The organism is Azospirillum soli (assembly GCF_017876165.1).
Lineage (GTDB): Bacteria > Pseudomonadota > Alphaproteobacteria > Azospirillales > Azospirillaceae > Azospirillum > Azospirillum soli.
In genome coordinates this window covers 439,530-451,825 of the sequence record NZ_JAGINQ010000003.1, presented here as the reverse complement: position 1 = coordinate 451,825, position 12,296 = coordinate 439,530, and the positions used below count along the sequence as shown (strand labels likewise).

At 68.9% G+C, this 12,296-nt stretch carries 11 protein-coding genes; 7 read left to right on the top strand and 4 right to left on the bottom strand.

Features of this window, described 5'->3' with window-relative positions; translation table 11 throughout:
• The first annotated feature begins 265 nt into the window (after window positions 1–265).
• On the top strand, window positions 266–1,633 hold the full coding sequence (gltX, locus tag J2852_RS07645) for a glutamate--tRNA ligase (protein WP_209873283.1): 1,368 nt from the start codon (window positions 266–268) through the stop codon (window positions 1,631–1,633).
• 15 nt (window positions 1,634–1,648) lie between these two features.
• A complete protein-coding gene (gene cysS / locus J2852_RS07640; protein ID WP_209873280.1) occupies window positions 1,649–3,022 on the top strand; it encodes a cysteine--tRNA ligase in 1,374 nt (457 codons plus the stop codon).
• A gap of 3 nt (window positions 3,023–3,025) precedes the next feature.
• On the opposite strand, the gene J2852_RS07635 is transcribed toward cysS, so the two are convergent.
• Window positions 3,026–4,210 carry an acyltransferase family protein gene (locus J2852_RS07635; protein ID WP_209873278.1) on the bottom strand — a complete coding sequence of 395 codons (1,185 nt, stop codon included), beginning with the start codon at window positions 4,208–4,210 and terminating at the stop codon, window positions 3,026–3,028.
• A gap of 281 nt (window positions 4,211–4,491) precedes the next feature.
• On the opposite strand from J2852_RS07635, the gene J2852_RS07630 reads away from it, so the two are divergent.
• Window positions 4,492–4,956: a preQ0 transporter gene (locus J2852_RS07630; protein WP_209873275.1), complete on the top strand. Its 465-nt coding sequence runs from the start codon at window positions 4,492–4,494 to the stop codon at window positions 4,954–4,956.
• A gap of 47 nt (window positions 4,957–5,003) precedes the next feature.
• Here J2852_RS07630 and J2852_RS07625 read toward each other — a convergent pair whose 3' ends face one another.
• Window positions 5,004–5,600, bottom strand: a complete 597-nt coding sequence (locus J2852_RS07625; protein ID WP_209873272.1) for a cysteine hydrolase family protein — start codon at window positions 5,598–5,600, stop codon at window positions 5,004–5,006.
• 80 nt (window positions 5,601–5,680) lie between these two features.
• Here J2852_RS07625 and J2852_RS07620 point away from each other — a divergent pair, with 80 nt between their 5' ends.
• Window positions 5,681–6,586 carry a LysR family transcriptional regulator gene (locus J2852_RS07620; protein WP_209873269.1) on the top strand — a complete coding sequence of 302 codons (906 nt, stop codon included), beginning with the start codon at window positions 5,681–5,683 and terminating at the stop codon, window positions 6,584–6,586.
• On the opposite strand, the gene J2852_RS07615 is transcribed toward J2852_RS07620, so the two are convergent.
• Together J2852_RS07615 and J2852_RS07610 are read right to left on the bottom strand one after the other, a co-directional pair.
• Window positions 6,532–8,367 carry a CHASE domain-containing protein gene (locus J2852_RS07615; RefSeq protein WP_209873266.1) on the bottom strand — a complete coding sequence of 612 codons (1,836 nt, stop codon included), beginning with the start codon at window positions 8,365–8,367 and terminating at the stop codon, window positions 6,532–6,534. The genes J2852_RS07620 and J2852_RS07615 overlap by 55 nt on opposite strands.
• Window position 8,368: 1 nt before the next feature.
• Window positions 8,369–8,785 carry a response regulator gene (locus J2852_RS07610; RefSeq protein ID WP_246499366.1) on the bottom strand — a complete coding sequence of 139 codons (417 nt, stop codon included), beginning with the start codon at window positions 8,783–8,785 and terminating at the stop codon, window positions 8,369–8,371.
• Between the two features lie 303 nt (window positions 8,786–9,088).
• Here J2852_RS07610 and cimA point away from each other — a divergent pair, with 303 nt between their 5' ends.
• Genes cimA through J2852_RS07595 form a run of 3 tightly spaced genes read left to right on the top strand, consistent with a single transcriptional unit; the run spans window position 9,089 to window position 12,241 of the window.
• The gene (gene cimA, locus J2852_RS07605) at window positions 9,089–10,693 is read left to right on the top strand and encodes a citramalate synthase (protein ID WP_209873361.1); all 1,605 of its coding nucleotides are present in this window, start codon (window positions 9,089–9,091) and stop codon (window positions 10,691–10,693) included.
• A 16-nt stretch (window positions 10,694–10,709) separates the two neighbouring features.
• A complete protein-coding gene (locus J2852_RS07600; protein ID WP_209873261.1) occupies window positions 10,710–11,480 on the top strand; it encodes an RNA methyltransferase in 771 nt (256 codons plus the stop codon).
• A gap of 53 nt (window positions 11,481–11,533) precedes the next feature.
• Window positions 11,534–12,241: a PAS domain-containing transcriptional regulator gene (locus tag J2852_RS07595; protein ID WP_209873258.1), complete on the top strand. Its 708-nt coding sequence runs from the start codon at window positions 11,534–11,536 to the stop codon at window positions 12,239–12,241.
• Window positions 12,242–12,296 lie beyond the last annotated feature (55 nt).

Sequence of the window (12,296 nt, the reverse complement as noted above, 5' to 3'; positions counted from 1 at the left end):
TGTGGCTGATGGCGCCATGTATGGTGAAATGGCGATGCGCCAAACCGTTCGTGCTCATCACTAACGGCTGGTGGCGTTTGCTCCATAATGCCGCAATGATGCACAACGGCGGCCATGCCTTCCACGCAAGGCGCCGCTTTGGGCACCGGGTGTAGACGGGCCTGCCCCGCCCGATTGACCGGCCGACCGCCGAACGGTGACTTTCGAAGGCGGGCGGGGCGTGCTAGGACTGCGGCCTTCGTCCCTGATTTTGAACGACTTCGCCATGCCCACCGCCACTCCGGTTGCCGTCCGTTTCGCCCCCAGCCCGACCGGCCTTCTCCATGTCGGCAACGTGCGTCTGGCGCTCGTCAATTGGCTGTTCGCGCGCAAGGCCGGCGGCAGCTTCCTGCTGCGCATGGACGACACCGACGAGGAACGTTCGAAGCCCGAGTACGCCGAGGGCATCGAGCGCGACCTGACGTGGCTCGGCCTGACCTGGGACCGCTTCGCCCGCGAGAGCGACCGCTACCCGCGCTATGACGAGGTCGCGGAGGCGCTGAAGGCGTCCGGCCGCCTCTATCCCTGCTACGAGACGCCGGAGGAGTTGAACCTCAAGCGCGCCAGCCTCGTCTCCCAGGGGCGCCCGCCGATATACGACCGCGCCGCCCTGCGCCTGACCGACGATGACCGCGCCCGCCTGGAAGGGGAGGGCCGCAAGCCGCACTGGCGCTTCAAGCTCGACCACACCCCCGTGGAGTGGACCGACCTCGTGCGCGGCCCGGTGCATTTCGAAGGCTCGGCGCTCAGCGATCCCGTGCTGATCCGCGAGGACGGCCGCCCGCTCTACACCCTGACTAGCGTGGTGGACGACGGGGACCTCGCGATCACCCACGTGATCCGGGGCGAGGACCACGTCGCCAACACCGCCGTCCAGATCCAGATTTTCCAGGCCCTAGGGGAGAATGGCGGCGCTGCGGTCCCGACCTTCGCCCACCTGCCGCTGCTGACCGACGCCGGTGGCCAGGGCCTGTCGAAGCGCCTCGGCAGCCTGTCCGTGGCGAGTCTCCGTGAGGAGGAGGGTATCGAGCCCATGGCGCTGGCGAGCCTGCTCGCCAAACTCGGCACCTCCGACCCCATCGAGGCGCGCCTGACGCTGGACGAGCTGGTGGCCGAGTTCGACATCGCCAAGGTCTCCCGCGCCACTCCGAAGTTCGACCCGGAGGAACTGGCCCGCCTCAATGCCCGCATCCTGCACCTGCTGCCGTTTGAGCGGGTGCAGGGCGAACTGGCGGCGCTGGGCCTGACCGACGCCGACCCGGTGTTCTGGGATGCGGTGCGCCCGAACCTCGCCCGCCTGTCGGACGCCCGCGACTGGTGGGCGGTGACCCACGCTCCGGTCACCCCGGCCGTGGACGACGGCGGTTTCCTCGCCGAAGCCGCTGAACTTCTTCCCGCCGAGCCCTGGGACCTCGCCACCTGGGGTGCCTGGACCAACGCCGTGAAGGGTAAGACCGGTCGCAAGGGCAAGGATCTGTTCCTGCCGCTCCGCCGCGCGCTGACTGGCCGGGACCATGGACCGGAACTGAAGAACCTGCTACCCCTGATCGGCCGTGACCGCGCGCTGAAGCGCCTCGCGGGTGAGACTGCCTGAAGGAGTGAGGGGCCCGTGCCGCTGGACCTGTACAACACGCTGACCCGCCGCAAGGAACGCTTCGCGCCGCTGCGCCCGGACCATGTCGGCATGTACGTGTGTGGCCCCACGGTGTACGACACGGCGCACATCGGCAACGCCCGCCCGGTCGTCGTCTTCGACCTGCTGTTCCGCCTGCTGAAGCGCCTGTACCCCTCGGTGACGTACGTCCGCAACATCACCGACGTGGACGACAAGATCATCGACCGTTCGCGCGACAGCGGGGAGCCGATCGAGGCGCTGACCCAGCGCACGACCGACCTCTACCACGCGGACATGGACGCGCTGAACGCGCTGCGCCCGACCATCGAGCCGCGCGCCACGCACCACATCTCCCACATGGTCGCGCTGATCCAGCTGCTGATCGAGCGCGGCCACGCGTACGCCGCCGAGGGGCACGTTCTCTTCTCGGTCCCGTCGATGGCGGAGTACGGCCAGCTCTCCCGCCGCTCGCAGGACGAGATGATCGCCGGCGCCCGCGTGGAGGTCGCCCCCTACAAGCGCGACGCCTCCGACTTCGTGCTGTGGAAGCCCAGCAGCGACGACCAGCCCGGCTGGGACTCGCCCTGGGGTCGTGGCCGCCCCGGCTGGCACATCGAATGCTCCGCCATGGCGAAGAAGCATTTGGGCGTCACCTTTGATATCCACGGCGGCGGCCTCGACCTGATCTTCCCGCACCATGAGAACGAGATCGCGCAGAGCCGTTGCGCCCATGGCGGGGAGCATCTCGCCCGCACCTGGGTCCACAACGGCTTCGTGACCGTCGAGGGCGAGAAGATGTCTAAGTCACTGGGCAACTTCTTCACCGTCCACGAACTGCTCGACGAATACCCTGGCGAGGCGATCCGCCTGACGCTGATGAGCGCCCATTACCGCCAGCCGCTGGACTTCACCCGCGACGGGCTGAAGCAGTCCAAGGCGACGCTCGACCGCTGGTATCAGGCCCTGCGCGGCGAACCCGCCCCGGCCGAGGCCGAACTGCCCTTCGACGTGCTGGCCGCGCTGGAGGACGACCTGAACACCCCGCTCGCCATCTCCCACCTGCACGAGCTGGCCTCGGCGGTGAACAAGGCGCAGGGCGACGCGGAGAAGGCCGCCGCCAAGGGGGCGCTGCTCGCCGCCGGCCAGGCGATGGGCTTGCTCCAGCAGGACCCGGAGGCGTGGTTCCGCTGGGCGCCGAAGGGGGCCGCCGCCCTGTCCGACGCCGTCATCGAAGGGCTGATCGCCGACCGCCTCACCGCCCGCAAGACCAAGAACTTCGCGGAGGCCGACCGCATCCGCAAGGAACTGGCCGACCAAGGCATCGTGCTGGAGGACGGCCCGCAGGGCACGACCTGGAAGCGGGGCTGATTCTCAGGAGGTCGCCGGCTGCACCCGGACGCGCGCCGCCCGCAGCGGCACGCCGTTCAGCAGGAAGCGCAGGACCGGCGATTTCTCGACCGCCGCGTGGTGGATCAGGAACGGGATCGCCAGACCCAGCACGGTGATGGCGGCGAACTCCACCGCCGGCCGCCAGGGCAGGGCCAGGAAAAGGAATCCGACCCCGACCACCACCGCGTGGTGCAGCAGATAGACCGTGTAGGACGCCTGCGACAGCGCGCGGACCACGGCGCTGGCCCCGGAGAACCAGGCTTGCGCCATGCCGAGCACCAGGCGGAAGGCTGTCCAGGCCAGGACGGCGCCGAGCGCCTGGTCGAACAGCCGCAGCGCCATCGGCTTGTCGATCGCCGCCAGCGCCTGATGGGTCAGGAAGCACAGGACGAAGGCCAGCGCGACCGTCCAGCGCGTGCTAGCGAACCGCCGCGTCCCGCCGGGCACCTGCGCGATCAGGATCCCGACCGCGAAATAGCTGAAGGACACGGCCAGCGTCGCCGCCGACGTGGTGGTCGGCGGCACCTTCTCCACCAGCCAGGGCGACAGGTTGTCCAGCCCCAGCACTCCGACCATCAGGACGCACAGCAGGGCCGGGATCGTCCGCCCGTTGACCGCCCATCCATTGATCGGCAGCCGCGCCAGCCAGCCGAACCCGCCACCCACCGCGTGGGCCGCGCAGACCAGAAGCACGCAGGCGAACAGTTCGATCAGGAACCACAAATGCATGACCAGCTCGCCGCGTGCCACGGCCGGCGGCAGGACATCGGTGAAGAATTCCTTGGCGCTCAGGCCCGGATCGGCCGCCAAGGTGGAGACCCACAGCTGAAACACGTTGAGCGAGATGGCAACCGCCGCCAGCGGCACCAGCAGCCGCACGGCCCGCGAGGCCAGCACGGCGCGCGGGCCGCCCGATCGCAGGCTCTTGGCCGTGAGCATGCCGGAAATCAGGAAGAAGGCGGGCATGCGGAACGTGTGGATGAAATCCGCGAACAGCCCCAGGGCCGCGTTCTCGGTCGCGGAGTCGATCAGCCAGTGATAGTCCGGCGTGTAGATCAGCGCCGCGTGGTACGGCACGCCCAGCAGCATCAGGAAACACCGCGCCGCGTCCAGGCCGTGATCCCGCGAGCCTCCGCCGCCTTTACTGTCGTCGTAACCGCCGGCCATTCGTCGTCTCTCGCACTATTCCCCTTGGGGAACGCGCAAAAGGCACAGGCGGGGTCCGGGCGGCGGTGGGGCAGGAGGAGTGCGCCTTGGAAGTACGCCGACCTCACCCCTTTCGCCGCCACTCGGATGGGGTGCGCATTTGGACGATCCGATTTTCTTACGGAACCGTTCACTCCGGCGGCTTCCCTCTGTTACAAGGCGCTGGCGGGGCGCTCGCATTCACGCGGGTGGCTCCGTTCACGCGCCCGTATTTCCGCGGGTGGCTATGGAGGATCTTGGACATGCTTTGGCTTGCCGCCTACATGGGCAGCGTACTCGCCATCAACTTCGCGTTCAGCGCCGCGCCGCACCTGGATCTCGTCTGGTCCTGCTGGGCCGGCCTGATCTTCATCCTGCGCGACATGGTGCAGGTCCGTTTCGGCCACTGGTCGCTCGCCGCGATGCTGGCCGCGACGGTGCTGTCCTTCCTGCTCGCCGACCCGTTCGTGGCGGCGGCCAGCGTCACCGCCTTCGCCGTGTCGGAACTGATCGACTGGCTGGTCTTCACCGTTACCCGCCGCCCGCTGCGCGACCGGCTGTGGCTCAGCGCCGCCCTGTCGGTGCCTGTGGACACGGCCATCTTCTTCGGCATGCTGGACATCTGGGACCCGTCCGTCTGGGCGGCGAGCTTCGCGTCCAAGCTGGCCGGCGTGTCGGTCGTGTGGCTGCTGATGCGGGCGCGCGAGAACCGGTTGGCCGTGGCATAAGCGGTGGTTCGTTGGGCCGCCCTGTCGGTTGGCCCAACACCGGTGCGTTACGCCCACGCCTCCGCGTCCGGCACGACGATGGCGAACAGGTCCGCCAGTTCGGCCAGCGCGGCGCGCTTCACGGTCTCGGCCGGCACCACGCCGCCGGCCGGGTCGGGCAGGTCGCGGGTCGCCGTGGCGTTTGCCACCACCGTGCTGCGCCAGCCGAGGTCCAGCGCAGCACGCGCTGTGGTGCTGACGCACATGTGGGTCATGAAGCCGGCGATGATCAGCTCGCTGCGGCCGGTAGCGCGCACCCGCGCGTCTAGGTCGGTGCCGGCGAAGGCGTTGGGCACATGCTTGGTCACCACCGCCTCGCCCGGCAACGGGGCGACGGCCGGGATGATCTGGGCCGAGGGGCCGGCGGGGTCGAACACGCCGCCCGGCCGGCCGTGATGGACGATGTGGAACACCGGTACCCCGGCCTTGCGGGCGCGTTCCAGCAGGCGCGCGGCTTCGGCGACGGCCGCCTCCACGCCGGACAGGGGCAACGCCCCATCGGTGTATTCGCGCTGCGCGTCGATCAGCACCAGCGCCGCCTTGTCGAGCGGGCTGGGGTTCATGGGCGCGCCGGCCAGCGCGAGCAGGGACTTGGGGGCGGACATTGGAAAGGCCTCTGTGGATGTGGGTGACGCCGCCACTCTGGCCTGTTCGTTTCCGGTTGGGCATTCGCTAAGATTGCGCGATGCCCATTCAAAAATGCACAGACCAAAAACGAACAAGCCCGAAACGAGCGCCCCGCCTCGACTGGGACAATCTGCGCGTCTTCCTCGAACTGGCGCGCGCCGGCAGCCTGTCGGCGGCGGCGCGATCGCTGGGGCTCAGCCACGCCACGGTGGGCCGGCGAATCGTCAGCCTGGAGGACACACTCGGCCGTCCGCTGGTCGAACGGCGCGTGGACGGTTATGTCCTGACCCCGGACGGCGAGGCGGTGCGGGATCTGGCGGATGGCATGGACGAACGCGCGCTTGCCATCCTGCGCCGGGGCGGGCGCGAGGACGGGCTTGTCGGCACCGTGCGCCTGACCATGACCCAGGCGCTGGCCGACCTGTTCGTCGCTTTCCGGCTCGGTCCGCTGCGCGTCCGGCATCCCGGCCTCGATCTGGAGGTGGTGGTGGACAACCGCTCGCTCAGCCTCGCGCGGCGGGAGGCGGACATTGCCATCCGGCTGGCCCGGCCGCAGAGCGGGGATCTGTTCGCCCGCAAGCTCGCCACCATCGGCTACGCGCTCTACGCCGCCCCCGGCGCGCCGGACGCCCTGATCGCCAACGACGATTCGCTGGCCGACCTGCCGGAGTCGGTCTGGCTGTCCCGCCATTATCCGGGCAAGCGGATCGCCTTCCGCTCCAACAGCGTGCAGACGCAGCTCGCCGCCGCCAGGGCCGGCTTCGGTGTGGCCCTGCTGCCCCGCTGGCTGGCGGTCGGGGAGGCGGGCCTGGAGCGGCTTCCTTCCGCCGTCCCGACCCCGACGCGCGAGGTGTGGCTGGCCGTGCACCGCGACCTCAAGGACGTTCCGCGCGTGCGCGCGGTGATTGATCACGTCACGGCGGTGTTCGAGGCGGAACGCGCGCTGCTGGCCGGAGACGGCTGAACGCCCGTTGTCGGTGCCGGAAAGACATCCGGGATCTCCACTAGGAAAATGGCGCCCCGGCCCGGCCGCGACAGCACCCGCACCCGGTAGCCCAGCAGCCGCGTCAGCCGCGCCACGGTGGCAAGACCGAGGCCAAGACCCTTGCGGCGATCCCGCTCTGGGTTTCCGATCTGGTAGAAGTCCTCGAAGATCAGGTGCAGCCGGTCGCGCGGGATGCCGGGGCCGGTGTCCTGCACCTTGAGGACGACACCGCCGCGCACCTTGCGGCAGGTCAGCCGGATGACGCCGTTCCGCGTGTACTTCACGGCGTTGTGCAGCAGGTTGCGCACGATGCGCTCCAGCATCGCGGAGTCGGTGGTTATCCGCAGGTCGCAGGAGGTGACGCGCAGTTCCAGCCCCTTCTCGGCGGCTTCCAGCCGGATGTCGTCGCTGATGCGGGCCAGGAAGGCCGGCAATTCGACCTCGGTCATCTGCGGGCGGATCAACCCGGTTTCCAACGAGGCGATGTCCATCAGCGAGTTCAGCAGGCGTTGTGTCGCCTCGAACCCGTCGCGGGCGGCGTCCACCAGCTTGCGCTGGGGGGCCGATTCCGTCTGCTCGGCGATCAGGTGCAGGTAGATGCCCAGCGTCTGCAAGGGCTGGCGCAGGTCGTGGCTGGCGGCGGCGAGGAAGCGGGACTTGGCGGCGTTCGCCTCCTCCGCCTCGGTCCGCGCCTTGGCCAGCGCGTCGTGGCTGCGGCGCAACTCGTCCATGCGGTGCCGCTCCCGCAACACCGAATCGATGATGGCGGCCAGCAACAGCGTGATGATCGCGCCGGCCACCAGCACGGCGTGCGGCGTGGCGCTGCCCATGGCCGCCTCGAAGCTGGGGGCGCTGGCGATGCGCACGGTCCAGGTGCGGCCGAACACGTCGATGCCGCGGGTATCCTGGAACTTCGGTTCGTGGGGGGAGGTGTTGGCGAACATCAGCGCGCCGTCCGACATCTCCGTGCCGTCGAACACCTGAAGTTCCAGGTCATCGAAGGCGCCCTCGGTCAGGATGGTCCGCATCAGATCGTTCATGCGGAACGGGCTGTAGACGAAGCCCAGCAGCGCCTCGTGCCGGTTGGCTGGGGTGGCCAGGGACCGGCGCTGGTCGTAGACCGGCACATAGATGTTGAAGCCGGCCTGGATATCCCGCTCCGTCTCCTGCACCAGCCGCAGCTTGCCGGTGGCCGCCGACGTGCCGTTGGCGCGCGCCCGCGCCATGGCGGCGCGGCGGGTCGGCTCGGAATGCATGTCGTAGCCGAAGGCGCGTAGGTTCCGGCTGGCGAAGGGCTCTAGATAGATGATCGGGAAATATTCGGGGCGCGGGCCGTCCGGGGTCACGCGGTAACCATGGAAGCCCTCGCCCCGCACGGCGGCCTCGTGCATTTCCAGGTCGGCGGCGTTCACGCGCTTGGCGTAGCCGATGCCCTGGATGCCGGGATAGCGGTCCTCCACATGCAGGCCGGCGACGTAGGTCCGCCATTCCGACCGGCTGACCTGCCCGCCCGCCGCGTCCACCAGCGCCGCCCCGCCGCGCAGCATCTGCTCGTAGCTGTCCAGCCTCGTCACGATGTCGCTGGTCAGGTCGCGCGCTCGCGCCCGGAATCGGGCGTCGGCCAGCCGTTCCACCTGATCGGTCAGCAGCCACCAGGCCATGCCCGTCAGGAACAGGCTGAGGCCGAGCACGACCCAGCTTTCCCAGGAGCGGAACAGCCGTGCCCGCGTCGTCCGGGCTGCCGGGACGGGCGCGCTCATCTCAGGTCGCTGCCTGCCCGGAGGATGCTTCTCGGACGGCCTTGCCGAGCACCGTCTGGAGGTGCGGCGGCAGCACGGGCTTTTGCAGGATGGTCAGCCCGTTGGCGCGGGCATCCCGCAGGCCGTCGATGGACGTGTCGCCGGTGATGATGACGCCGGGCACCAGCGCGCCGACCATGGCGCGGATGCGCTCGATCGCCTGGACGCCGGTGCGTCCTTCACGCAGGCGGTAGTCGGCCAGGATGGCGTGCGGCTTTTCGTCGAGCGCGGACAGGCGCTCCACCGCTTCGACCTCGCTCTCGGCGACGACGACGCGGTAGCCCCACATCTCCAGCAACAGGTTGAGTGCCTGGAGCACGGTCCGCTCGTCGTCGATCACCATGACGAGCTTGTCCCGTGCCCGTTCGCTCTCGTGCATCACGGTTCAGAAATCCATCCTGCGGACCGGCCGGTGATCGGGAAGATCAACAGCCAAAACGGCAAATAAGCCCCGGCAACGCGCCTCGGGGCGTGCGGTGCTTAGCATGAGGGGCGGGCGTATTGGTCAGTCTAATTGTCCTATTACCTCTTCTGCGTCTTCGGGACGGGCGCGACGAAAGCCCACACTCGCGTTCCACTGTATCAAAAACATTGAGCCGCACGACATCATCGTTCATTCTTCCGGCCCTTCTCGGGGTCCTATGACCACCGATGGATGACTCTCTTCTTCTGGGCGGCGGCAATGACGGGCGAACGCATCTATCTGTACGACACCACGCTGCGCGACGGCGCGCAGACCCAGGATGTGGACTTCTCGGTCGCCGACAAGATCGCCATCGCCCAGGATCTCGACCGCATTGGAATCGATTATGTGGAAGGCGGCTGGCCGGGTGCCAATCCCACGGACGATCAGTTCTTCGCCGAGGCGCCGCCGCTGAAACGCTCCATCTTTACCGCTTTCGGCATGACCCGCCGTCCGGGGCGCAGCGCGGCCAACGACCCGCAGCTCGTCGCCCTGATGCAGTCGAAGAGCAAGGCCGTCTGCATGGTCGGCAAGACCTGGGACTTCCACGTGGACATCGCGCTGAACATCCCGCGCGAGGAAAACCTGGAGCTGATCCGCGACAGCATCGCCGCGCTGCATGCCGCCAAGGGCGAGGCGCTGTTCGACGCCGAGCATTTCTTCGACGGGTACAAGCGCAATCCCGCCTACGCCGCCTCCTGCATCAAGGCCGCCTACGAGGCCGGCGCCCGCTGGGTCGTGCTGTGCGACACCAACGGCGGCACGCTGCCGCACGAGATCGAGGCCATCGTCCGCCAAGTGGTCGAGGAGCACGGCATCCCCGGCGACCGCCTGGGCATCCACTGCCACAACGACACGGAGAACGCGGTCGCCAACTCCCTGGCGGCGGTGCGCGCGGGCGTGCGCATGGTGCAGGGGACGATCAACGGCCTGGGCGAGCGCTGCGGCAACGCCAACCTCGTCTCGCTGATTCCGTCGCTGATGCTGAAGATGGGCTACGACGTCGGCATCAAGCGCGAGGATCTGCCTCTGCTGACCGAGATCAGCCGGAAATTCGACGAGCGGCTGAACCGCGCGCCCAACCGCCACGCCCCCTATGTCGGCGCCAGCGCCTTCGCCCACAAGGGCGGGCTGCACGTCTCGGCGGTGGAGAAGGACCCGTCCTCCTACGAGCATGTGGAGCCGGAGGCGGTCGGCAACCGCCGCCAGATCGTCATGTCCGACCAGGCCGGCCGTTCCAACGTCATTGCGCGCCTGCGCGAGATCGGCATGGAGGTGGACCCGAAGGATGACCGCCTGCCGCGCCTCCTCGACCTCGTGAAGCAGCGCGACACGGAGGGCTACGCCTACGACACGGCCGAGGCCAGCTTCGAACTGCTGGTCCGCCGCGAGCTGGGCGAGGTGCCGACCTACTTCACCCTGAAGCGCTTCCACGTCACCGACGAGCGCCGCTACAACGCCAAGGGTGAGCTGGTTGTGGAGTCCGAAGCTGTGGTCCGCGTCGTCATCGGCGGCAAGGAGTATCACGAGGTCGCGTCCGGCAACGGCCCGGTCAACGCGCTCGACACCGCCATGCGAAAGGCGCTGGAGCCGGTCTACCCGCTGCTGGCCGGCGTGAAGCTGTCGGACTACCGCGTGCGCATCCTGGCGGCGAAGGCCGGCACGGGCGCCATGCCGCGCGTGCTGATCCGATCGGAGAACGGCGACGGCGGCGAGTGGTCCACGCTGGGCGTGTCCACCAACATCATCGAGGCCTCGATGGAAGCTTTGGTGGACAGCTATACCTTTAAGCTGTTCAAGGAAGGCGCGACCCCGCGCACCTGAAATTGCTTGTGAACCGATGACCTCCGGCAAAGACCCCACTCGGCCGTCCATCCTCGGCGGCCCGACCATCATCCTCGTCCAGCCGCAGCTGGGCGAGAACATCGGCGCCTGCGCGCGCGCCATGCTGAACTGCGGCCTGACCGAGCTTCGGCTCGTGAAGCCGCGCGACGGCTGGCCGAACGAGAAGGCCGTAGCCTCGGCGTCCGGCGCCGACCTCGTGCTCGACGGCGCGAAGCTCTACGAGACGACGGCCGAGGCGGTCGCCGACCTGAACGTGGTCTTCGCGACCACGGTGCGCACGCGCGGCATGATCCAGCAGTTCGTCACCCCGCGCGTCGCGGCGGAGGAACTGCGCGCCCACGACACCGCCGGGCACAAGACCGGCGTGATGTTCGGGCCGGAGCGCACCGGCCTCGTCAACGACGACCTGACGCTGGCCGAGAAGCTGATCACCGTGCCGCTGAACCCGGCCTTTTCCTCGCTGAACCTCGCGCAGGCGGTGCTGCTGATCGGCTACGAGTGGTTCCAGACCGGCGAGATCCCGCCCGATCGCGTCCTGCACACCGGCCAGACCCGCCCGGCGACGAAGGCGGAGCTGCTGAACTTCTTCGAGCATCTGGAAGGGGATCTCGACCGCACCGGTTTCTTCACCTCGCCGGAAAAGCGCCCCTCCATGGTCCGCACCCTGCGCAACGCGCTGGAGCGCATGCAGATGACCGAGCAGGAGGTCCGCACCTTTCACGGCGTCATCGCCGCGCTGACGGGACGCCGCAAGGGCGAGCCGTAAGGGCGAAGCATAACCCTTTCAAGGCGGGGGGGATCCGGGCCTATACTGGCTCCATGGAATACACCCTCCAGAATATGGACGTGGGCCTCGTTCTGCTCGACGCCGACCGGCGCGTCCTGTCGGTCAACGCGACCGCCGAGCGCATGGTCGGCCGGTCCCGTCCGCTGGTGGGTGCCAGTCTGCACGACCTGCACCCGCCCAGCAGCCGGGCCAAAGTCGAACTGCTGCTGGCCGCCACCCGCGACCCGGACGCACCGGCCTCGGCCACCTCGATGATGGTGGCGTTGCCCGGCCGGGTGATGGTGGTGAAGGCGACGGCCCTGCCGCGGGAGACCGGCGGCGTCACCGCCCTGATGCTGTTCGAGGTCGGCAAGCCGGGCGTCCTGCCCGAACCGGCGCCGCCGGAGGCCAGGGCCGAACCGGCGACGCCGCTGGTGAAGCTGCCCATCACCACCCGCCAGGGCGTGGTTCTGCTGGACCCGGCCGACGCCGTCTATGTCCAGGCGAACGGCCATTACACGACGGTGCACACGGCGGACGGGGCGTTCTTCTGCTCGCTGTCCCTGTCGGAGCTGGAAGCGCGGCTCGACGGGCGGCAGTTCGTGCGGGCGCATCGCGGCTACATCGTCAACCTGCGCCACGCCCAGGCCATCGACCGCAGCGACGGCCGAGCGGCCCTCGTCATGGCCGCCCCCGGATCGCCCCGCGTTCCCGTCGGCCGGGCGCGCATCGACGCGTTGAAAAAGTTGTTCGCGCTCTGACGGGAACCGTTCGCGCACCACCCAAACCGTTCATGCCGCGAAGCGGCGATTCGTG

What these genes read in the sequence shown, in the direction of transcription:
- J2852_RS07600 (WP_209873261.1), top strand. Translation starts at nt 10,710, where the DNA reads ATGACCTCCGGCAAAGACCCCACTCGGCCGTCCATCCTCGGCGGCCCG.
- J2852_RS07635 (WP_209873278.1), bottom strand. Translation starts at nt 4,210, where the DNA reads ATGGCCGGCGGTTACGACGACAGTAAAGGCGGCGGAGGCTCGCGGGAT.
- J2852_RS07595 (WP_209873258.1), top strand. Translation starts at nt 11,534, where the DNA reads ATGGAATACACCCTCCAGAATATGGACGTGGGCCTCGTTCTGCTCGAC.
- cimA (WP_209873361.1), top strand. Translation starts at nt 9,089, where the DNA reads ATGACGGGCGAACGCATCTATCTGTACGACACCACGCTGCGCGACGGC.
- J2852_RS07615 (WP_209873266.1), bottom strand. Translation starts at nt 8,367, where the DNA reads ATGAGCGCGCCCGTCCCGGCAGCCCGGACGACGCGGGCACGGCTGTTC.
- J2852_RS07620 (WP_209873269.1), top strand. Translation starts at nt 5,681, where the DNA reads ATGCCCATTCAAAAATGCACAGACCAAAAACGAACAAGCCCGAAACGA.
- J2852_RS07630 (WP_209873275.1), top strand. Translation starts at nt 4,492, where the DNA reads ATGCTTTGGCTTGCCGCCTACATGGGCAGCGTACTCGCCATCAACTTC.
- J2852_RS07625 (WP_209873272.1), bottom strand. Translation starts at nt 5,600, where the DNA reads ATGTCCGCCCCCAAGTCCCTGCTCGCGCTGGCCGGCGCGCCCATGAAC.
- J2852_RS07610 (WP_246499366.1), bottom strand. Translation starts at nt 8,785, where the DNA reads ATGCACGAGAGCGAACGGGCACGGGACAAGCTCGTCATGGTGATCGAC.
- gltX (WP_209873283.1), top strand. Translation starts at nt 266, where the DNA reads ATGCCCACCGCCACTCCGGTTGCCGTCCGTTTCGCCCCCAGCCCGACC.